Raw genomic sequence first — 20,227 nt, 5'->3', positions numbered from 1 at the left:
GATGCGGATGGCAGCGTCGCAGCGTCATCAGCCTAAGCGCTGGCGATTCCGCAAACCGTGACGAGCGTCACGCTGCTCCGGCTTCGGCGCGTAAGGATTGGCCGCAACAGCCGTCTGTCAGGCCGAGTGGCCAGCCGCTATCATACGCCGTTTCGATTTTTCAACGCAGGGCTGCATGGCGACCTACACCACCAGTGAATTCCGCTCCGGCCTCAAGGTCATCCTCGACGGCGATCCCTGTGTCATCGTCCTGAACGAGTTCGTGAAGCCCGGCAAGGGCCAGGCTTTCAACCGCGTGCGGATCCGCAACCTGAAGACCGGCCGCACGATCGACCGCACGTTCAAGTCCGGCGAGAGCCTGCCCGGCGCGGACGTCGTCGACACGGACATGCAATTTCTCTACAACGACGGCGAATTCTGGCATTTCATGGTGCCTGACACCTTCGAGCAGTACGCGGCGGACGAGCGCGCGGTCGCCGACGCGAAGCAGTGGCTGCAAGGCCAGGAGACGTGCCAGGTCACGCTGTGGAACAACGTGCCGCTCCTGGTCTCGGCACCGAATTTCGTCGAGCTCGAGATCGTGGAGACGGACCCCGGCGTACGCGGCGACACGGCGAGCGGCGGCGTCAAGCCGGCGAAGCTCGCCACCGGCGCGGTAGTGCGCGTGCCGTTGTTCGTGGAGCAGGGCGAGGTGATCCGCGTCGACACGCGGACCGGGGAGTACGTCTCGCGCGTCAAATGAACCCGTCGGCGACCTTGCCGGACAGGTCGTCGACGAACGCCGCGCACAGGTTTTCGATGCCGGCCTGGTCGCGTTCGTCGAAGCGGTCGGTGATCGGGGCATCGATGTCGAGCACGCCGAGCACCTTGCCGCCGGCCACGAGCGGCACCACGAGCTCCGAAAGCGAGACGGGATCGCAGGCGATGTGTCCCGGGAACTCGCGCACGTCCGGCACCCGGAGCGTTTCCCGCTTGAGCGCCGCCGTGCCGCAGACGCCTTTCCCGAGCGGCAGGCGCACGCAGGCCGGCTTGCCCTGGAACGGGCCGAGCACGAGCTCCGCGCCGCGCAGCACGTAGACACCGAGCCAGTTCACGTCCGGCAGGGCGTCGTAGAGCAGGCCCGTGAAGTTGGCGGTGTTCGCGAGCGGGTCCGGCTCGTCGGCGACGAGCGAGCGGAGCTGTTTCTCGAGCGTCACGAAGTCGACAGCGGTTTCCTTGGTCATCAGGCGGGATCCTCGAAGGCGAACGTCTGCACGCGGCGGATATCCTCGGTCATTTCCCCGATCATCGCCAGCCGGTCGAAGCCCACCGCGACGCCCGCGCAGGGCGGGAGACCCGCGGCGAGCGCGGCCAGCAGGCGCGCATCGACCGGCCGGAGCGGCAAGCCGGCGGCGCGCCGCCGCGCCTGGTCCGCTGCGAAGCGCGCTGCCTGCTCCGCGGCGTCGGCGAGCTCGACGAAGCCGTTGGCGAGCTCGAGCTCGCCGAAGAACACCTCGAAGCGATCGGCGCGCGCTGCATCCTGCGGGCAGAGGCGCGCGAGCGCGGCCTGGGTTGCCGGGTAGTGCTGGAGCACCGTCAGGCGGTCCTTGCCGAACCGCGGCACGACCCGCGTGGCGAGCACGAGATCGAGCCAGCCGTCGCGATGGTCGCCGAGCGCATCACGCAGGGGCCGGTCGGCGCCGGCGGCCTCGGCCAGCGCGCTCACCGGCGCCGCGAACGGATCGAGTCCCGCGTGCCTGCGGAACGCCTCGCGATAGTCGAGCGCTTCCGCTTCCCGCGCGAGGAGCCGCCGCGGGACGAGCGCGCTCACGAAGGCGACCGTGTCGGCGACGATCTCCGCGAGGCCGAAGCCGTGCCGATACCACTCGACGAGGGTGAACTCCGGCTGGTGGCGCGCGCCGCGCTCGCCGTCGCGGAACACGCGGCCGATCTCGAAGATGTCCGGAAACCCCGCCGCCAGCAGCCGTTTCATCGCGAACTCCGGAGACGTGCGCAGCCAGCGGGGACGTGCGCGATCGAGCTCGAGGCGCGCCTCCACGCTCTCGATGTGCGGATCCGTGACGGCCGCCGGGGAGAGCATCGGCGTCTCCACCTCGAGCACGCCGCGCGCCGCGAAATGCGCGCGCGCCTGCGCGAGCAGCGCCGCGCGGCGTCGCGCGGTCTCGACGGTGCAGGTCGGGCGCCAGTCGCTCACGGCGTCACGGCTGCAACAGGCCACCGATGCGCTCGCCCATGCGCACGCGGGTGCCGGGCACGAGCCCGTCGCGCCAGCCGCAGGCCTGCGGCGGGAGCAGGACGATGACGGTCGAGCCCATGTTGAACCAGCCGAGCAGGCCGCCCCTGGCGACGCCCGCCGGCGCGCTGTCGATGGCGAGAGGCTCGACGACACCGCGCTTCCGCGGCCTCACCGTGCCGGTCCACGGCGTCGTGATGCTGCCCACGTTGAGCGCGCCGACGAGCACCGCGATCATCGGGCCGACCGCCGTGCGCAGGCGCAGGACGACGCGCTCGTTGCGGACGAAGAGCCGCGGCAGCAGGCGGACCGTCCAGTCGTTGACGCTGTACAGAGCGCCCGGTACGTAGCTCGCAGCGATCAGCTCCCCGGCGAGCGGGCTGTGCACACGATGGTAGTTGTACGGCGCGAGATAGAACGTCGCGAAGGCGCCGTTCTCGAACGCCGCCGCATCCCCGACGTCCGTCGCGAGCAGGTCCTCGAGGCTGTAGTGCAGCCCTTTCGCCTGCAGCAGGCGCCCGCGCTCGACCTGTCCGGCCGCGCTCGTGATGCCGTCGACCGGGGAGACGACGGCGTCGGGCGCGGCAGCGACCGGCCGGGCGTCTTCCGCGAGCGCGCGGGTGAAAAACGCGTTGAAGTGCTCGAAGCCGTCGGGCACCGGCTGGGCGATCTCCTCGAGCTCGACCGCGTACGCCTTCACGAAAGCGCGAATCAGCCAGTTCTTCAGCGGCCGCGCACGCACGTGCGCGAGTCCGCGCACGAGCGCCGTCGAGAGGTGCTTCGGCAGCAGGCGCTGGAGCAGGAGAAAAGCCCGCGCGGCGAGCGTGTCGAGGAGCGTCAGGGGGTTGCCCACGGCTCAGTCGGCGAGATCGCGCGGCTCGAGCGGCGCGCTGACGCGCAGCGGCGCGTCCGCGCCGTACTCGAATTCCAGCGTCACCTCGTCGCCCGGCGCGAGCGAGACACGAGGGTCCATGAGCATCAAGTGCCGGCCGCCGGTCGTGAGCTCGACGCTCGAATCCGCTCCCACAGTCAGCTCGTCGAGCATGACCATGCGGGCGACGTCGCCGCTGTATATCGTCGCGTGCATCTCCACCGAGCCGAATTCGGGGCTCGTCACGCCGGTGATCCCGACGGGCGTGTCGCCCCTGTTGGTCAGCGTAAGGTAGGCGACGACCGTGTCCTGGCCCGGCAGGGGCGCGAGGATCCGCACGTCGCCGGCGGTGAGGCCGGTCCCCGAATCCGCACCGCAACCGGCGAGCACGAGCGCAAGCAGTGCCCCGGGCACCGGGCCGGCTCGCGTCACCGCGTCGCCACGAGCAGCGGGACGTCGTGCACGAAGGAATCCCTCCGATGCGGGGCGCCGAACAGCGCCCGGAGCTCGGCTTTCCCGTCGATGAACAGCACGGCGGCGGAGTGACTGACCGAATAATCCTCGCCGAGCGGCTCCTTCTCGAACCAGATGCCGAGCGGCTTCGCCAGCGCGCGCAGCTGCTCCTCGCTGCCGGTCACACCCACGAACCCGTCGCCGAAGTGCCCGACATAGGCCGCGAGCTTCTCCGGCGTGTCGCGTTCCGGGTCGACGCTCACGAAAACGATCTGCGGCAGCCGCGCCTCCGCGCCTTCGCGCGACCGGAGCTGCTTGCGGGCACTCGCGAGCTCGGCCAGCGTGGCGGGGCAGATGTCCGGGCAATGGGTGAAGCCGAAGAACATGAGGCTGGTGGTGCCGAGCAGGCGCTCGCGCGTGAATGGGGCGCCGCTCTGGTCGACGAGCGAGAACTCCGGCAGCGGCAGGGGATCCGCGAGCACGGTCGCGAATTCCGGCCGCTCGGGCTTGCCGAGCGAGCGCACCGCGAGCCACGACGCGCCGCCCAGCACGAGGGCGACGAGCAGCAGCACGACGAATGGTCTGGCTTTGTGCATGGGGCCGCCATTCTACGCGTTTCCCGGTTCGTGGTAGATTGCCGGGCCCGCGAGCCGTCCCGCCCCCGCATGTCCGAGCACCGCCATTCCGCCGCCCCGTCCACGGTCGGGGATTACGTCCGCGACGCCGCGGCGCGCTTCGACGCCGCGGGGCTGGTGTTCGGTCACGGGACGGAGAATGCGGTGGACGAGGCGGCATACCTCGTATTCGCGGCGCTCGACCTGTCGCACGACGATGCCCCCGCGGTGTACGCCCGGCCGCTTGCGCCGGAGGAGCGGAAGAGGCTCGATGCGCTGGTCGCCCGGCGGATCGACGAGCGCATTCCGGTCGCCTATCTCGTCGGGCGCGCCTGGTTCGCCGGGCACGAGCTCTGCGTCGATCCGCGGGTGCTGGTGCCGCGGTCGCCGCTCGCCGAGCCGATCTCGCGCCGCTTCGCGCCGTGGCTCGATGCCCGCCGGGTGCGCCGCGCGCTCGATCTCGGCACGGGCAGCGGCTGCATCGCGATCGCGCTCGCGCATGCCTTTCCGCAGGCCGTGGTCGACGCGGTCGACATCGACGAGGGCGCGCTCGAGGTCGCGGCCGCGAATGTCGCCCGCCACGGTCTCGGCGAACGCGTCCGGCTGCTGCGCTCCGACTTCTTCGACGCACTCCGCCGGGAGGACCCGCCGCCGCGCTACGACCTGATCGTCGCCAATCCGCCGTATGTCGACGCCGCCGAGGTCGCGGCGCTGCCGCCGGAGTATCGCCACGAGCCGGTGCTCGGCCTCGCCGCCGGCCGCGCGGGGCTCGACGCCATCGTGCCGATCCTGCGTGAGGCCGGAGCGTTCCTCGCCGCGGGCGGGATCCTCGTGGCGGAAGTCGGCGCGAGCCGCCCGGCGCTCGAGCGGCGCTTTCCGCGCGTGCCGTTCACCTGGCTCGAGCTCGAGCACGGCGGCGGCGGTGTGTTCCTGTTGACGGGCGGCGAGCTGGCCGCAAGCTTTTGAAGCTTACGGCCGCGAGACCAGGGATGCCTCGCGCCATTGCCGCCAGGATGGCCTTTTGCAACATCCTGATACAGTATCGGCACGCATTCGACGCGGCAGCGCAGGCACAGGATCCAGATGTCGGGTAACACCTTCGGAGTTCTCTTCACCGTCACGACCTTCGGCGAGAGCCACGGGCCCGCCATGGGCTGCGTCGTCGACGGCTGCCCGCCGGGGCTCGCGCTCGCCGAAGCGGACATCCAGGCGGACCTCGACCGGCGGCGTCCCGGGCGCTCGCGGCACACGACCGAGCGCCAGGAAGCCGACCGCGTGCGCATCCTGTCGGGGGTTTTCGATGGGCAGACGACCGGCACGCCGATCGGCCTCGTGATCGAGAACACCGACCAGCGCTCCGGCGATTACTCCGCCATCAAGGACAAGTTCCGGCCGGGCCACGCCGATTACACCTACCAGCAGAAGTACGGCATCCGCGATCACCGCGGCGGCGGCCGCTCGTCGGCGCGTGAGACCTCGATGCGCGTCGCGGCGGGCGCGATCGCGCGCAAGTACCTGCGCGAGCGGCTCGGTGTCGAGATCCGCGGGTATCTTTCGCAGCTCGGGCCCATCCCGCTGGCCGCGACCGACCTCGCTGCCGTGGACGGCAATCCCTTCTTCTGCGCGGAACCGGCGAAGCTGCCCGAGCTCGAGGCCTTCATCGACCGCCTGCGCGAGGAGGGCGACTCGATCGGTGCGAAGATCACCATCGTGGCGCGCAACGTTCCGGTGGGTCTCGGCGAGCCCGTGTTCGACAAGCTCGAGGCCGACCTGGCCAAGGGCCTCATGAGCATCAACGCGGTGAAAGGCGTCGAGCTCGGCGCCGGGTTCGCGGCCGTCGCCCAGCGCGGCAGCGAGCACCGCGACGAGATGGGCGCAGCCGGGTTCGAGAAGAACGATGCCGGCGGTACGCTGGGTGGGATCTCGTCCGGCCAGGACATCCTCGCGAGCATCGCGTTGAAGCCCACGTCGTCCATCCGCGCCCCCGGCAAGACGATCGACGTGCGCGGGCAGGAAACCGAGATCGTGACCACCGGGCGCCACGACCCCTGCGTCGGCCTGCGCGCGACGCCGATCGCCGAGGCGATGGTGGCGCTGGTGCTCATGGATCATTACCTGAGGCACCGGGGGCAGAATGCGGACGTCGTAGCGCGGATGTGATCCTCGTCACGCCCGGAATATCCGGAAATGTCGAACGGTCGTCATTTCAAGGGCCGCATTCCTGCATAATCGCGTAATTGAACATAAGGATCGGCCCGCGATCCGCCCACACTCATGCACACCAGGATCAGCGATACCGAATGAGAGAGCGATACGACGTCGCCGTCGTCGGCGCGACAGGCCTCGTCGGAGAGACGATGCTCGCCGTGCTCGCCGAGCGGGAATTCCCCGTGGGCGAGGTGCACGCGCTCGCGAGCGAGCGCTCCGCCGGCAACCAGGTCGACTTCGCCGGGCGCAAGCTCACCGTGGAGAACCTCGCCGACTTCGACTTCTCGAGCGTGCAGATCGCGCTGTTCTCGGCGGGCGGCTCCGTTTCCGGTCAGTACGCGCCAAAAGCAGCCGCCGCAGGCTGTGTCGTCATCGACAACACCTCGCAGTTCCGCTACGACGACGACGTGCCGCTGGTCGTGCCGGAAGTGAACGCCCATCGCATCGGCGACTACCGCGCGCGCGGCATCATCGCAAATCCGAACTGCTCGACGATCCAGATGGTGGTCGCGCTGAAGCCGATCCACGATGCCGTGGGTATCCGCCGTATCAACGTGGCGACTTACCAGGCGATATCCGGTGCCGGGCGGAGCGCGCTCGAGGAAATGGTGCGGCAGACGACGACGCTCCTGAACGGGCGTCCGCTCGAGATGCGGAGCAAGGCGAAGCAGATTGCTTTCAATGCACTGCCGCACATTGACGAGTTCCAGGAGAACGGTTATACGCGGGAAGAAATGAAGATGGTGTGGGAGACGCGCAAGATCCTGGAAGACGACAGCATTGAGGTGAACGCGACCGCCGTCAGGATTCCCGTGTTCTACGGCCACTCCGAAGCCGTGCACCTCGAGACGGAGAAGAAGATCACCGCTCGCGAGGCCCGCGACCTGCTGCGCGAGGCGCCCGGCATCACGCTGCTCGACGAGCGTGCGACCGGCGGCTATCCCACGGCGGTCACGGAAGCCTCCGGCACGGACGCCGTGTACGTCGGGCGCGTGCGCGAGGACCTGAGTCACCCGTCGGGCATCGATCTCTGGATCGTGTCCGACAACATTCGTAAAGGCGCTGCGACAAACAGCGTCCAAATCGCTGAAATATTGGCGAAAAACCATTTATAAGCTATCATCTGCGGCCTGACGATGAGCGTCTCAGCACCGAAAATGCACATGCCGGGCCGGGGAACTTTGCCGCGCTGAGAACAGGGGGAGGGGTCCCCCGACAAGGCAACAGGGGAGCTGGAGAACACCATTATGTCGTTACGACCCGATCGCCTGTGGCTCATCCTTGGGCTGTTCCTCGCGGGCGATGCTTACGCGCTGGGACTGGGGGAGATCCGGCTCAGCTCCGCCCTGAACGAACCGCTGCGCGCCGAGATCGCGCTCGTGTCCGCGACCTCCGAGGATCTGGCCGAGCTCCGCGTGACCCTGGCGTCGGCCGACGCGTTCGAGCGTTACGGGCTGGAGCGGCCGCTCTATCTCACCCGGCTCCAGTTCACCGTCGTGCCCGAGGCCCGCGGCGCCGTGATCCGCGTGACCTCCGACAAGCCGATCACTGAGCCGTTCGTGACCTTCCTCGTCGAAGCGTCCTGGCCGCGCGGCCGGCTGCTGCGCGAGTACACCGTGCTGCTCGATCCGCCGGTGTTCGCGCCGCCTCCCGCGGCGCGCTCGGAAGGGGTGACCGCGCCGCAGCGCGCCCTGCCCGCGGACGGCGGCCGTATCGAGCGGCCCGCCGCCAGCCGGCCGGCGGCGTCGGCCCCGGCGCGCCCTGCGGCGGCGGCGGACACCGGCCCGGCCCCGGTCGCCGGCAGCGAAATCCGGGTTGCACGCGGCGACACGCTCTGGAACATCGCCTCGCGCGTCGCCGGCGACCGCGCCGGCATCAACCAGACCATGCTGGCGATCTACGCAGCGAACCCTGAAGCCTTCGAAGGCAACATCAACCGCTTGAACGCAGGCGCGGTGCTGCGCGTGCCGGGCGCGGACGACATCTTCCGCATCAGCCGCGCCGATGCGGCGCGCCGGGTCGCGGAGCAGAACGCGGCCGCCGGAGTCGGCGGCGCCGTCGCGCGCACGGAGCCGCGCCTCGAGCTGGTGCCGCCGGACGAGAGCCTTGCCGATGCCCAGGCGACGGGCGCCGGCGCCGCGGAATCCGCCGGTGCGGGCAGCGCATCGGCGACGACGGCGCGCATCCGCGAGCTGGAGCAGACGATTTCCGAGCAGCAGTCGCTGATCGAGGTGCGCGACCAGGAGCTCGCCCGGCTGCGGGCCGAGCTCGAGAGCCTGAGAGCCGCGCAGGCGGCCGCGGGTGCGGCGCCGGCAGAGGCAGCCACCGGGACGGCAGAGACGGCGACCCCGGCCGGGGAGCCTGCCACGGAAGGCGCCGGTGCGGAGCAGGTGTTCGCGGAGGAGGGCGCGACCGAGGCCGGCGCGGAGCCGGCCGAAGCCGGAGCGGAATCGCCCGAGCCGGCCGCGGCCGGGCAGCAAGGGCCCGCGGCGCCGGCAGCGACCCCGCCGGCGAGCGCGAGACCCGCGCCGATCCGCCGGGCCGCGGAGGAGCCGGGGCTCGTCGACCGCGTGCTCGACGTCGTCACCGGGTTCTGGGGCATCCTGGGCGGCGTCCTGCTGGTGGTGCTCGCCATCCTGGTCTGGCTCGCGAAGCGGGCCGCCGGGCGCACGGAAGACGAATCGACCGGCGTCTGGGACGCGCTGGATGCCGGCGAGGACGTGGACAGCGAAAGCCTCGCTTCCACCGAGCGCCTGCGGGCGCTGGCACGCGACGACGACAGCGCCATCGTCGTCGTCGAGCAGGACCGCGGCAGGACGCGTCCGATCGCCCCGGCTCCCGACGCCGCGGAGGCGACCGGCAGCCAGCCCGCGCTCGAAGACACCTTCAGCAGCGAAACCGCGATCAACCTCGACCAGTCCGACCCGATCGCCGAGGCGGACTTCCACATGGCGTACGGCCTGTACGACCAGGCGGCCGATCTCATCAACGGCGCGCTCGCCGTGGAGCCGGAGCGCCAGGACCTCATGGCCAAGCTCTGCGAAATCTACTTCGTCTGGGGCAACCGCGATGCGTTCGTCGACGCCGCGGAACGCCTTGACGACCAGCTGGGCGGCGAGACCACCCCCGACTGGGAGAAAATCGTCATCATGGGCCGGCAGATCGCGCCGGAGCACCGGCTGTTCGCCGGCTCCGCAGCGGCGGGCGCCACGCGCGCGGTCGACCTGACGCTGGACGACGGTGCCGCCGAGCTCGACATGGATCTCGCCGGCGGGCCCGACGGGCAGGTCAGCGAGATCGTCGACCTCGCGGGCTCTTCGGGCACCGAGCAGAGCGGCATCGATTTCCTGTTCGACGACGAGCTCGACACCGGGGCTTCGACCACGCGCGAGATGGCGCAGCGCGGTGACTTCGATCCCACGCTGGAAAATCCGACGATGGAGAGCACCGTCGAGACGCCGACGATCGAGCAGCCGTCCGGTTTCGGCGCAAAGCGCAGGGAGATCGCCTCCGAGGAGACGGCTGAGATCGATCTCGACGACCTCGGCCTCGATCTCCAGGATCTCGCAGCCGGAGGACTCGGCGACCTCGACGACGACGTCACCGGGAACCTCGGCGACCTCGACCCGACGACCGAGAGCGGCGTGCTCGCGGCGAACGACGACGGCGATGCGACCGGCCGTAATTCGAGCCTCGCCGACCTCGACGCCGACCTCGACGACGCGCTCGCCGCGACCAGCGAGATGCCGTCACTGGACGAGGCCACCGGCAGGAACCGTGCCCTGCGAGGTGACGAGCCCGAGGACACCGACATCGATCTCGACGTCACGCTGCTCGATGCCACGGGGCAGACGCAGGTCCTGTCCGACGAGGCGACGCTCGGGAATGACGACCAGACCCTGCTCGCGAGCCTGGACGACCAGGAATACGTCGCAACCACCGCGCTCAGCGACCGCGACCTCGACGGCGACTTCGACTTCGCCAAGACCGAGGCCCTCGACAAATCCACGTTCGACCGGGATGCGACCGGCGAGATGCCGCGCGCCGGCGGCGAGCTCGATCTCGATCTCGACGATTTGACGGCGGCGCTGCGCGTCAGCGAAGGCGACACGGTGGACCAGCCGCGCGACGACGCCACGGTCGAGCGGCCGCGCCTCGGCAAGAGCAACGTGGTCGATCTCGACTTCGGCGATCTCCTGGGCGACGACGACGCGCCGACGGAGGCGCTGTCACCCGACGATCTCTCCGACGACCTGCACGACGCGCGCACGATGACCGAGGTCGGCACCAAGCTCGATCTCGCCCGCGCCTATGTCGACATGGGGGACCCCGAGGGCGCGCGCAGCATCCTCGAGGAGGTGCTCGAGGAAGGCGATGACGGCCAGCGCCAGCAGGCCCAGAAGCTGATCGACTCGCTCCCCGCCTGAACGGCACCCGTAGGAGCGCGCATTGCGCGCGACCGCGGTGGTACATCGTGGCACGCACTCTTCGGGTTCGCATCGTTCACGCACGTTTGGCCGCAGTGGCTGGGGCGGAGCCGCGGCTCCGCCCTGTTGGCGATGGTGCCGTGCGTGAACGATGCTGAAGTGCCAGCGTGGCTTCGTTCTTTTACGTGCCTTCGTTCGGTCGCGCGCAGTGCGCGCTGCTACGGTGCCTTCGTTCGGCGGCCGGCGGTCGCCAGTCGTTTCGAACCTTCGGCCGCCGGCGGGGGCGGCTGCGGCATAATCGCGCGATGCGCATCGCGCTCGGCATCGAATACGACGGCACCGCGTACAACGGCTGGCAGCGGCAGAAGAGCGGCATCGGCGTGCAGGAGCGCGTGGAGGAGGCGCTGGCGCGGGTGGCGGACGAGCCGGTCGAGGCGGTGTGCGCGGGGCGCACCGATGCGGGGGTGCACGCGAGCGCGCAGGTGGCGCACTTCGACACCCGCGCGGAGCGCAGGGCGCGCAGCTGGGTGCTCGGCGTCAACAGCCACCTGCCGCCGGACGTGAACGCGCTGTGGGCCGTGCGGGTGCCGGAGGACTTCCACGCCCGCTACTCGGCCGTCGCGCGCACCTACCGTTACGTGATTTTGAACCGCATGACGCGCTCGGCGCTCGCGCGCGATCGTGCGTGGTGGCTGCACCGGCCGCTCGACATTGCGCCGATGCGCGAGGCTGCCGCCCATCTTCTCGGCGAGCACGATTTCTCCGCGTTCCGCGCGGCGGGCTGCCAGGCGAAGACGCCGCGCCGCGAGGTGCAGGCGATCGAGATCGCGCGCGACGGCGAGTGGGTGTCGATCGAGATGCGTGCGAACGCGTTCCTGCAGCACATGGTGCGCAACGTCGCGGGCCTGCTCGCCGCCGTCGGCACCGGCGAGCGCCCGCCCGCGTGGGCGGCGGAGGTGCTCGCGAGCCGGGACCGCCGGGAAGGCGGCATCACGGCCCCGCCGCAGGGCCTCACCCTTATTCGCGTCGACTACCCGTCCCACCTCGGCATCCCGCCCGCGCAGGGGCAGACCTGACCGCGGCAACCGATCGAAGCCACACAGAACGAAGCCACGTTAGCCCTTCAGCATCGCTCACGCACGGCACCATCCCGACAAGGGCGGAGCCGCGGCCGGGGGAGTCCCTCTCGGCGGCGTGCGATCCTGAAGAGAGCGTGCCACGATCCGGTCGCGCGCGATGCGCGCTCCTGCAGGTCGCGGCGCCAGGAGGGCGGCCGCTAACGTGAGGTGGGGCAATGTCCGGGGTTGACGGATCGTTTAAGATGGCAGCATGAGCTGGTTCGAGAAACTGATGCCCTCGCGGATCAAGACGGAGAAGCGCACGCGCTCCGTGCCGCAGGGCGTGTGGATCAAGTGCCCTAACTGCGACGCGCAGCTTTATCGCACGGAGCTCGAGCGCAACCTGAACGTGTGCCCGAAATGCGAGCACCACATGCGCATCGGCGCGCGCCGGCGGCTCGACTGGTTCCTGGATCCCGAGACCCAGGAGGAGATCGCCGCGGGGCTGGAGCCGCAGGATCCGCTCAAGTTCCGGGACAGCAAGCGCTACCGCGACCGCTTGTCGCAGGCGCAGAAAAAGACCGGCGAGAAGGATGCGCTGGTGGCGGCGAGCGGGGCGTTGATGGGGCAGCCGATCGTGGCCTGCGCGTTCGAGTTCGCATTCATGGGCGGCTCGATGGGTTCGGTCGTCGGTGAGCGCTTCGCGCGCGCGGCCGCGGTGAGCGCGGAGCGGCGCATTCCGCTGGTGTGCTTTTCTTCGAGCGGCGGGGCGCGGATGCAGGAGGCGCTGTTCTCGCTGCTGCAGATGGCGAAGACGTCGGCGGCGCTGGCCACGCTCGGCAAGCTCAGGGTGCCGTACATTTCCGTGCTCACGGACCCGACCACGGGCGGGGTGTCGGCGAGTCTCGCGATGCTGGGCGACGCCATCATCGCCGAGCCGCGGGCGCTGATCGGGTTCGCGGGCCCGCGCGTGATCGAGCAGACGGTGCGCCAGAAGCTGCCGGAAGGTTTCCAGCGCAGCGAGTTCCTGCTCGATCACGGCGCCATCGACATGATCGTCGATCGCCGCCGCATGCGCCGCGAGATCGCCGACCTGCTGGCCAAGCTCGCGCACCGGCCGGCGCCGGCCGCCGAAGCGGCCTGAAGCCTCAACGATGAACAGGAGCCCGCCATGCGGGCGACGGAAAACATCGGGTCGCCCGCGCGGCGGGCTCCTGCGGGGTGGATGTAAACGCCCGCAAGCCAGTCCGCTCTGCAGGCTGCCCCAAGGCCGGCGATGAACGTCCGCAACCGTCCCCTCGGCGAATGGCTGGCGTGGCTCGAGACGCTCTCGCCGCGCGAGATCGAGCTCGGCCTCGCGCGCGTGCTCGAGGTGCAGGCGCGGCTGGATCTGCCGCGCCCGGCACGCGTCGTGCACGTCGGCGGAACGAACGGCAAGGGTTCCTCGGCTGCGATGCTCGAGGCGCTGTTCCGCGCGCGAGGGGACACGACCGGCTGCTACACCTCGCCGCACGTGCTCGCTTACAACGAGCGCATGCGCGTGAACGGAGTGGCCGCGAGCGATGCGGACATCGTGGACGCGTTCGCGGCAGTCGAGGCGGTGCGCGAGGGCGTGCCGCTCACCTATTTCGAGTACGGCACGCTCGCTGCGCTCGTCGTGTTCGCGCGCGCCGGCGTGAGCGCCGCGGTGCTCGAGATCGGTATGGGCGGGCGGCTCGACGCGGTGAACGCGGTCGAGCCCGATGCGGGCATCATCACCAACGTGACACTCGATCATTGCGAGTGGCTGGGCGCCGACGTCGAGACGATCGCGCGCGAGAAGGCCGGCATCATGCGGGCAGGAAAGCCTTTGGTGTTCGGCTCGGAAACCGTTCCGGCGACGATACGCGCCGAGGCCGGGCGCATCGGCGCCGACCTGCGGCTCGCCGGACGCGATTTCGGCCATGTGTACGAGGCCGGCGAGCCGCCGACCTGGTCGTGGCGCGGGCGCGAGACGGTGCTCCGGGGACTCGCACTGCCGTCGCTCTTCGGCCGCGTGCAGCTCGCGAATGCGGCCGCCGTGCTGGCCGTGCTCGAGGCGATGGGCGTCGACGACGTGCTCGATGCCGCCACGGTCGGCGGCGCTTTCCGCCGTCTCGCGCTGCCCGGCCGCTTCCAGCGCATCGAGTGCGCCGGCCGCAGTTACCTGCTCGACGTCGCGCACAATCCCGATGCCGCCCGTGTGCTGTCGGATCTCTTGGCGGAGCTCGCGCACACGGGGCCGATCATCGCCATCATCGGCGTGCTCGCGGACAAGGACGCCGGCGCGATCGTCCGGTCGCTGGCGCCGCACGTCGATGGCTGGATCGCAGTGCGGCCGGAGAACGCGCGCGCGGCCGATCCGGACGCGCTCGCGGCGCTCATCGCCCGGGAAAGCCGGCGTCCGTGCCGCGTACTGCCGACGCCGGCGGCTGCCCTCGAGCACGTCGCCGCGCACGCGGATCCGAACGCGCTCGTGCTGATCACCGGCTCCTTCTACACCGTCGGCCCCGCGCTCGAGTGGCTGCTGTAGGAGCGCGCATCGCGCGCTCCTACGGCCTGGGATCGCCCTCGCACACCGCGGCTCGTGCGATATACTCGCGCGCACACTCTGAAGTGTCGCTGCACAACGAATGGATCGCGCACTGAAAGAACGGATCGTCGGCGCCGTCGTGCTGGTGGCGATCGTCGTGCTGGTGGTGCCGGTGTTCCTCGACGGGCCCGCGCCGGAGGGGCGCGCGATGATCAGCGAGCCCGTGCTCCTGCCCGGACAGAGCCGCGAGCCCGGCGAGCGCCGCACCGTGGTGCTGGAACGCGATCGCGACCAGCCGCTGCCGGACACGCCCGAAGCCGCGCTGCATCCCGTTGCCGCGGCCGCGGAGCGCGAGGCTGGAGCCGGGGCGGCGTCGGACGAGGACGGCGCCTCGCGGACCGGCGGGCCCGTGTCGGACACGGCCGCGGCGCCTGCGGAAGAGACAGCGGAGCCAGCGGCCACGGCCGATACGGCCACGGCACGCGAGTCGAAACCGCAGAGCACGCCGGAGCCGAAACGCGAGAGCGCCCCGCCGCCGGACACAAAGACCGCTCTGGCCACGAAGGAGCCGGCACCGGAGCGGGCATCGCCCGAACCGGCGGAGGGCGAATCCGCGACGGGCATGTGGGCCGTGCAGCTCGGCAGCTTCTCCAGCAAGGCGAACGCCGACCGGCTCGCGGCGAAGCTGCGTGCCGAAGGCTATGCGGCCTTTCTGAGCCAGCTCGAGACCGCCTCGGGCGAGCTCCACCGCGTGCGGATCGGGCCGCAGAAGGACCGCGCCGGCGCCGAGGCCGTGGCCAGGCGGCTGAGCGCCGAGGGCCTGAAGGGCCAGGTCGTGCCGCATCCGTGATGGCGCGCGCGGCAATTTGCTAAAATCGATGCCTTCGCCGCGTCCGCGGAACCGGCTCGTTGGGGCGAGCTTCGAACCTTGACCGATGCCGACCGCCGACATCCTCATTGCCGTCGCCATAGTGATCTCGATCGCCGTCGGCATCTTTCGCGGTTTCGTGAAGGAGGCCATTTCCATCGCCGCGCTGCTCGTCGCCATCTGGGCGGCCATGAATTTCGGCCAGGACCTCGGTGCGCTGAGCGAGGACTGGCTGGGCTCCGAAGGCCTGCAGCTCTGGTTCGGCCGGCTGCTCATCTTCGTCGTCGTGCTCGTGCTCGGCGGGATTCTCGGCTGGGGGTTCTCGAAGCTGATGCGCGTATCGGCGCTCAACGGAACCGACAGGGCGCTCGGGGGTCTCTTCGGCTTTTGCCGTGGCGCCCTCCTGGTGGGCGTGTTCGTGATCGGCGGGCAGCTCGCCCGCTTCGACACCGACGGGTGGTGGCAGGAGTCGCGGCTGATTCCCTACGCTGCGATCGTCGCGGACTGGATCCGGGTCATGGCGCCGAAAGGCGTCGACCTGCTGATGCCGCAGGCAGGCAAGCCGGCGGCGCAAGGGGAATCATGAGAGGGATCGGAATATGTGCGGCGTAGTCGGCATCGTCGGCAAAGGGCCGGTGAACCAGGCGATCTACGACGCGCTCACGGTGCTGCAGCATCGCGGGCAGGACGCGGCGGGCATCGTCACCTGGGGTGAGGACGGCCTGCAGACGCGCAAGAGCAACGGGCTCGTGCGCGACGTCTTTCACCAGCGGCACATGCTGCGCCTGACCGGCAACGTCGGGCTCGGGCACGTGCGCTACCCCACGGCAGGCGGCTCGCAGGCATCCGAGGCACAGCCGTTCTACGTGAATTCGCCGTTCGGCATCTGCCTCGCGCACAACGGCAATCTCACGAACTCCGAGGAGCTGAAGGAGCTCCTGATCCGCGAGGATCGGCGGCATCTCAACACCGGCTCCGATTCCGAGGTCTTGCTCAACGTGTTCGCGCACGAGCTGCAGCGCCGCACGGACGGACGCGCGGAGCCCCGACAGATCTTCGACGCGGTGGAGGCGGTTCACCGCCGCTGCTCCGGCGGCTATGCCGTCGCCGCGCTGGTGGTCGGCCACGGCGTCGTCGCCTTCCGTGATCCGCATGGCATCCGGCCCTTGATCCTCGGCCGCCGCGACACGCCGGCCGGCGCGGAATACATGGTCGCGTCCGAGAGCGTCGCTCTCGACATCCTGCGTTTCCGGCGCGTGCGGGACGTGCGCCCCGGCGAGGCGATCTACATCGAGAACGACGGCACGCTGCACAGTCGCGAGCACGCGGGTGCGGTGCGGCACACGCCCTGTATATTCGAGTTCGTCTATCTCGCGCGGCCAGACTCCATCATCGACGACCTTTCCGTTTACAAAGCGCGCCTGCGCATGGGCGAGCAGCTCGCCGGGCAGATCGTGCGCGAATGGCCGGACCACGACATCGACGTCGTGATTCCGATCCCCGATACGAGCCGCACGTCCGCGGGACAGGCCGCGTATCACCTCGGCGTCAAGTACCGCGAGGGCTTCATCAAGAACCGCTACATCGCGCGCACGTTCATCATGCCGGGCCAGGCCGAGCGCACCCAGTCGGTGCGCCGCAAGCTGAACGCCATCGACCTCGAGTTCCGCGGCAAGAACGTGCTGCTGGTGGACGATTCCATCGTCCGCGGGACGACGTCGCAGCAGATCATCCGCATGGCGCGCGACGCCGGCGCGCGCAAGGTGTACTTCGCATCGGCCGCGCCCCCGGTGCGCTATCCCAACGTCTATGGAATCGACATGCCCGCGGCCTCCGAGCTGATCGCGAACGGCCGCAGCGTCGACGAAGTCAGGAAGATGATCGGCGCCGATCGGCTGATCTATCTCGACCTGCACGGGCTGATCCGCTCGGTGCGCCACGACAACTCCGAGATCGTGGAATTCGATACGTCCTGCTTCTCCGGCGAATACGTCACCGGCGATGTCACGCCCGAGTATCTGCGCCGGCTGGCCGAGCAGCGCAACGATGCGGCGAAGCAGCAGGAACGCAGGGAGCAGCTGCTCGATGCCGGGGTCCTCGCGGAGGAAGAAGCCGAGCGGACGGACACGGCCGTCGGGATGTGAGCCCGCAGGCGCGCCGGGAGAACGCTCGCCATGGTGGCTGCGAACGCCCCTGCGCCTGCTGATCACGGCAGCATTGCGTCCTGCACTCGTGCCGGGCGTCCCTGAGCGCGCATGGACAAGCCCAGAATAATGATCATCGATGCGCAGGCCGAGTTCCGCGCGTTGCTGATGCACCACGTTACGACCCACTGGCCCGACGCGGCCATCAGCTATTACGACCCGACGGCGACGGGGCACCTGCCGGACGAGTTCAGCGGCGCGGGCAACGATCTCGTGCTGCTCGGTGACAACCAGGGTGACCGGCGGGGGATGCAAACGCTGCGCCAGTTTTTGCGCAATCCCGCGTTCCCGCCGGTAGTCTATTTCTGCAGCAGCGACGAGATGCAGCGCGCGGCCAGGAGCGCGGGAGCGGCCGGCGTGTTCAACCGCCGGCGCATTCGCCACGATGCCCTCATCGTCCGCATCGGCCACATTCTCAAGGCGAGGCGACGGGCTTCTTCGACCGCCTCGCTGTTCGTCGGCGATCTCAGGACCGGCATTCACCCGCTGGTGAAGGGCTACCGGTTCCTCGAGAAGCTCTCGGCGACCGAGCACTCCGCGGTGTACCTCGCCGAGCGCGAGACGGACCGGGAACGTGTGATCCTGAAGGTTCTGCGCCAGGTGCCCGACCTGTCCGAGGGTATCGGCGCGTTCGACCGATTCCTCCAGGAATACGAGCTGATCGCCGATCTCCACCACCCCAACATCGTACGCATCTACGATCTCGGGGTGAGCGACGAGCACGCGCACATCGCGATGGAGTACCTCCCGGGAGGCGATCTCCGGCAGCGCATCCAGTCGGGCATCGATGAGAGCGACGCCATCAAATGGGCGCGCCAGATCGCGAGCGCGCTCGCGAAGGTCCACTCGGTCGGGATCCTGCACCGCGACCTGAAGCCCGGTAACATCATGCTGCGCGAGGACCGCAGCATCGCGCTCATCGACTTCGGCCTCGCCAAGCGCATGCGGCTCGAACAGGAAATCACCGGCAGCGGCGAGATTTTCGGGACTCCTTATTACATGAGCCCGGAGCAGGGCCACGCCGCGGAAGTCGATCCGCGCAGCGACATCTACAGCCTCGGCGTGATCCTGTTCGAAATGCTTACCGGCGAAAAGCCATATCGCGCGGCGAACGCGATGGGCATCATCTGGCAGCACGGCCACGCGCCGATCCCGCGCCTGCCCGCCGCGCTGTCCAGGCACCAGGCGCTTCTCGACCGCCTGCTGGCGAAGCGGCCGGAGGACCGGATCCAGACCGCGGACGAGGTGGCGGCATGGCTGTGAGCGTCGAGGTGCCGGGTCCGCTGCTCGACTGCCTCGACGAGCGAACACCCGCGCCCTGGGTGCGCGCCGCGACCGAGCGCCTGCCGGAGCTCCTGCTCGATCACGCGAACTGCGAGCTGAAAGCGGCGGCCAGCGCGCTCGACCTGATCCGGCGGTATCCCGCGCGCCGCGCGCTCGCCGACCGCATGTCGCGGCTCGCGCGCGAAGAGCTCAGGCATTTCGAGCAGGTGCTGAAGCACCTCGACCGCCTCGCGATCCCGTTTCGCCGAGTTTCCGCTTCGCGTTATGCCGCGGCGCTGCATGCGGCCGTGCGCCGGCACGAGCCGCAGCGGCTGCAGGACAGGCTGCTGGTCGGCGCGCTGATCGAGGCCCGCTCCTGCGAGCGCTTCGCGGCGGTCGCGCCACACCTGCCGCCCGACATCGGCGATTTCTACGGCGGCCTGCTGGCTTCAGAAGCGCGGCACTTCGAGCACTATCTCGCCTTCGCGCGCAACGAAGCGGGTGCGAGCGACGCCGCCTTCGAGCAGCGCTTCGCCGAGCTCCGCGCCCTCGAGGCATCTCTCATCACCACGCCCGATGCCGAGTTCCGTTTCCACAGCGGCGTGCCGCCCCCGTAGGAGCGCGCATCGCGCGCGACCAGACAACGGCCGCGCTCTCTGTGCCGCGGCAACGCGTGCAGGGCATTTGACGTGAGAGGTCGCGCGCGTTGCGCGCTCCTACAGTTCCGGTGATCAACGGCGGGGCAAGATCAAGGGCGGGGGAGGGTCTCGAGCGACGGGCCGTTCTCGTTCCAGCGGACGACGCTGCCCTGCGTGTACCAGTCGCCGAGCACGATACGCGTGGCGGGTTGGCCGTCGAGCAGAAACTCGTGCACCGCGGGGCGGTGCGTGTGGCCGTGCAGCAGCGTGGTCATGCCGTGCGCTCTCAGCAGGTTTTCGACCGCTGCCTGGTTGACGTCGGAAATTTCAGCATCGATGGCCTTGCCGTGCGCCACGCTCTGCTCCCGCGCCTGGCGCGCGATCGCGCGCCGCTCCTCCACGCTCTTCGCCAGCATGCCGGCCTGCCATTGCGGATTGCGCGTCATGCTGCGCACCGCCTGGTAGGCGACGTCGTCGGTGCACAGCGCGTCGCCGTGGGACAAGAGGACGGTGCGGCCGTAGAGATTCACCGGTGTCGGATCGGCAAGCAGCGTCATCCCGGTCTCGGCCGCGAAGCGCTCACCGATGAGAAAGTCGCGGTTGCCGTGCATGAAGAAAAGCGGCACACCGGCGCCGGCCACTTCAGCGATAGCCGACTTCATGCCGGCATAGTAAGGATCCGGATCGTCGTCGCCGATCCAGTACTCGAACAGGTCGCCGAGTATGTACAAGGCGTCGGCACCTGCCGCTTCCCGTCCGAGGAACGACAGGAACTGCTCGCCGATTTCCGGGCGCGCGGCCTCCAGGTGCAGGTCGGAAATGAAGAGTGTGGTCACGGG

The 20,227-nt window shown here is 69.8% G+C and carries 19 protein-coding genes; 13 read left to right on the top strand and 6 right to left on the bottom strand.

The window, feature by feature from the left end:
* Nucleotides 1-175: 175 nt before the first annotated feature.
* On the top strand, nucleotides 176-742 hold the full coding sequence (gene efp, locus VF329_14650) for an elongation factor P (protein HEX7082244.1): 567 nt from the start codon (nucleotides 176-178) through the stop codon (nucleotides 740-742).
* On the opposite strand, the gene VF329_14645 is transcribed toward efp, so the two are convergent.
* Genes VF329_14645 through VF329_14625 form a run of 5 tightly spaced genes read right to left on the bottom strand, consistent with a single transcriptional unit; the run spans nucleotide 735 to nucleotide 4,153 of the window.
* Nucleotides 735-1,223 carry a GAF domain-containing protein gene (locus VF329_14645; GenBank protein ID HEX7082243.1) on the bottom strand — a complete coding sequence of 163 codons (489 nt, stop codon included), beginning with the start codon at nucleotides 1,221-1,223 and terminating at the stop codon, nucleotides 735-737. The two genes, efp and VF329_14645, sit on opposite strands and share 8 nt — an antisense overlap.
* Nucleotides 1,223-2,194 (bottom strand): EF-P lysine aminoacylase EpmA, encoded by a 972-nt coding sequence (epmA, locus tag VF329_14640; GenBank protein HEX7082242.1) that lies wholly within the window; start codon nucleotides 2,192-2,194, stop codon nucleotides 1,223-1,225. Before epmA ends, VF329_14645 begins: the two co-directional genes overlap by 1 nt.
* A gap of 4 nt (nucleotides 2,195-2,198) precedes the next feature.
* Complete coding sequence (asd, locus tag VF329_14635; protein ID HEX7082241.1) at nucleotides 2,199-3,086, bottom strand: archaetidylserine decarboxylase; 888 nt, start codon at nucleotides 3,084-3,086, stop codon at nucleotides 2,199-2,201.
* A gap of 3 nt (nucleotides 3,087-3,089) precedes the next feature.
* Nucleotides 3,090-3,518, bottom strand: a complete 429-nt coding sequence (locus tag VF329_14630; protein ID HEX7082240.1) for a copper chaperone PCu(A)C — start codon at nucleotides 3,516-3,518, stop codon at nucleotides 3,090-3,092.
* Between the two features lie 14 nt (nucleotides 3,519-3,532).
* The gene (locus VF329_14625; GenBank protein HEX7082239.1) at nucleotides 3,533-4,153 is read right to left on the bottom strand and encodes an SCO family protein; all 621 of its coding nucleotides are present in this window, start codon (nucleotides 4,151-4,153) and stop codon (nucleotides 3,533-3,535) included.
* 69 nt (nucleotides 4,154-4,222) lie between these two features.
* Here VF329_14625 and prmB point away from each other — a divergent pair, with 69 nt between their 5' ends.
* The 12 genes from prmB (at nucleotide 4,223) to miaE (ending at nucleotide 19,367) form a co-directional block, all read left to right on the top strand.
* On the top strand, nucleotides 4,223-5,137 hold the full coding sequence (gene prmB / locus VF329_14620; GenBank protein HEX7082238.1) for a 50S ribosomal protein L3 N(5)-glutamine methyltransferase: 915 nt from the start codon (nucleotides 4,223-4,225) through the stop codon (nucleotides 5,135-5,137).
* 117 nt (nucleotides 5,138-5,254) lie between these two features.
* Nucleotides 5,255-6,331, top strand: a complete 1,077-nt coding sequence (gene aroC / locus VF329_14615) for a chorismate synthase (GenBank protein HEX7082237.1) — start codon at nucleotides 5,255-5,257, stop codon at nucleotides 6,329-6,331.
* A gap of 140 nt (nucleotides 6,332-6,471) precedes the next feature.
* A complete protein-coding gene (locus tag VF329_14610) occupies nucleotides 6,472-7,494 on the top strand; it encodes an aspartate-semialdehyde dehydrogenase (GenBank protein ID HEX7082236.1) in 1,023 nt (340 codons plus the stop codon).
* 132 nt (nucleotides 7,495-7,626) lie between these two features.
* The gene (locus VF329_14605; GenBank protein HEX7082235.1) at nucleotides 7,627-10,806 is read left to right on the top strand and encodes a FimV/HubP family polar landmark protein; all 3,180 of its coding nucleotides are present in this window, start codon (nucleotides 7,627-7,629) and stop codon (nucleotides 10,804-10,806) included.
* A 305-nt stretch (nucleotides 10,807-11,111) separates the two neighbouring features.
* Nucleotides 11,112-11,882 carry a tRNA pseudouridine(38-40) synthase TruA gene (gene truA, locus VF329_14600; protein HEX7082234.1) on the top strand — a complete coding sequence of 257 codons (771 nt, stop codon included), beginning with the start codon at nucleotides 11,112-11,114 and terminating at the stop codon, nucleotides 11,880-11,882.
* Between the two features lie 253 nt (nucleotides 11,883-12,135).
* Entirely contained in the window at nucleotides 12,136-13,008 is an 873-nt protein-coding gene (accD, locus tag VF329_14595) for an acetyl-CoA carboxylase, carboxyltransferase subunit beta (GenBank protein ID HEX7082233.1), read from the top strand.
* Nucleotides 13,009-13,140: 132 nt separating this feature from the next.
* Entirely contained in the window at nucleotides 13,141-14,415 is a 1,275-nt protein-coding gene (locus VF329_14590) for a folylpolyglutamate synthase/dihydrofolate synthase family protein (protein HEX7082232.1), read from the top strand.
* A 100-nt stretch (nucleotides 14,416-14,515) separates the two neighbouring features.
* Nucleotides 14,516-15,265: an SPOR domain-containing protein gene (locus VF329_14585; protein HEX7082231.1), complete on the top strand. Its 750-nt coding sequence runs from the start codon at nucleotides 14,516-14,518 to the stop codon at nucleotides 15,263-15,265.
* 85 nt (nucleotides 15,266-15,350) lie between these two features.
* Nucleotides 15,351-15,869 carry a CvpA family protein gene (locus tag VF329_14580; GenBank protein HEX7082230.1) on the top strand — a complete coding sequence of 173 codons (519 nt, stop codon included), beginning with the start codon at nucleotides 15,351-15,353 and terminating at the stop codon, nucleotides 15,867-15,869.
* Between the two features lie 13 nt (nucleotides 15,870-15,882).
* Nucleotides 15,883-17,427 (top strand): amidophosphoribosyltransferase, encoded by a 1,545-nt coding sequence (purF, locus tag VF329_14575; protein HEX7082229.1) that lies wholly within the window; start codon nucleotides 15,883-15,885, stop codon nucleotides 17,425-17,427.
* Nucleotides 17,428-17,538: 111 nt separating this feature from the next.
* Entirely contained in the window at nucleotides 17,539-18,750 is a 1,212-nt protein-coding gene (locus tag VF329_14570; protein HEX7082228.1) for a serine/threonine-protein kinase, read from the top strand.
* Nucleotides 18,741-19,367: a tRNA isopentenyl-2-thiomethyl-A-37 hydroxylase MiaE gene (miaE, locus tag VF329_14565; protein HEX7082227.1), complete on the top strand. Its 627-nt coding sequence runs from the start codon at nucleotides 18,741-18,743 to the stop codon at nucleotides 19,365-19,367. Before VF329_14570 ends, miaE begins: the two co-directional genes overlap by 10 nt.
* A gap of 131 nt (nucleotides 19,368-19,498) precedes the next feature.
* Here miaE and VF329_14560 read toward each other — a convergent pair.
* Nucleotides 19,499-20,227 (bottom strand): UDP-2,3-diacylglucosamine diphosphatase (locus tag VF329_14560; GenBank protein ID HEX7082226.1); only part of this gene is annotated, 729 nt, incomplete at its 5' end.

It is taken from the genome of Gammaproteobacteria bacterium (assembly GCA_036381015.1).
GTDB lineage: Bacteria > Pseudomonadota > Gammaproteobacteria > Steroidobacterales > Rariloculaceae > ZC4RG20.
This window is presented reverse-complemented; position numbering and strand designations above follow the sequence as displayed.

Coding starts and splice junctions, on each gene's coding strand:
- VF329_14645 (HEX7082243.1), bottom strand. CDS start 1,223: ATGACCAAGGAAACCGCTGTCGACTTCGTGACGCTCGAGAAACAGCTC.
- miaE (HEX7082227.1), top strand. CDS start 18,741: ATGGCTGTGAGCGTCGAGGTGCCGGGTCCGCTGCTCGACTGCCTCGAC.
- purF (HEX7082229.1), top strand. CDS start 15,883: ATGTGCGGCGTAGTCGGCATCGTCGGCAAAGGGCCGGTGAACCAGGCG.
- VF329_14580 (HEX7082230.1), top strand. CDS start 15,351: ATGCCGACCGCCGACATCCTCATTGCCGTCGCCATAGTGATCTCGATC.
- VF329_14585 (HEX7082231.1), top strand. CDS start 14,516: ATGGATCGCGCACTGAAAGAACGGATCGTCGGCGCCGTCGTGCTGGTG.
- truA (HEX7082234.1), top strand. CDS start 11,112: ATGCGCATCGCGCTCGGCATCGAATACGACGGCACCGCGTACAACGGC.
- VF329_14590 (HEX7082232.1), top strand. CDS start 13,141: ATGAACGTCCGCAACCGTCCCCTCGGCGAATGGCTGGCGTGGCTCGAG.
- prmB (HEX7082238.1), top strand. CDS start 4,223: ATGTCCGAGCACCGCCATTCCGCCGCCCCGTCCACGGTCGGGGATTAC.
- accD (HEX7082233.1), top strand. CDS start 12,136: ATGAGCTGGTTCGAGAAACTGATGCCCTCGCGGATCAAGACGGAGAAG.
- aroC (HEX7082237.1), top strand. CDS start 5,255: ATGTCGGGTAACACCTTCGGAGTTCTCTTCACCGTCACGACCTTCGGC.
- VF329_14605 (HEX7082235.1), top strand. CDS start 7,627: ATGTCGTTACGACCCGATCGCCTGTGGCTCATCCTTGGGCTGTTCCTC.
- VF329_14610 (HEX7082236.1), top strand. CDS start 6,472: ATGAGAGAGCGATACGACGTCGCCGTCGTCGGCGCGACAGGCCTCGTC.
- efp (HEX7082244.1), top strand. CDS start 176: ATGGCGACCTACACCACCAGTGAATTCCGCTCCGGCCTCAAGGTCATC.
- VF329_14570 (HEX7082228.1), top strand. CDS start 17,539: ATGGACAAGCCCAGAATAATGATCATCGATGCGCAGGCCGAGTTCCGC.
- VF329_14625 (HEX7082239.1), bottom strand. CDS start 4,153: ATGCACAAAGCCAGACCATTCGTCGTGCTGCTGCTCGTCGCCCTCGTG.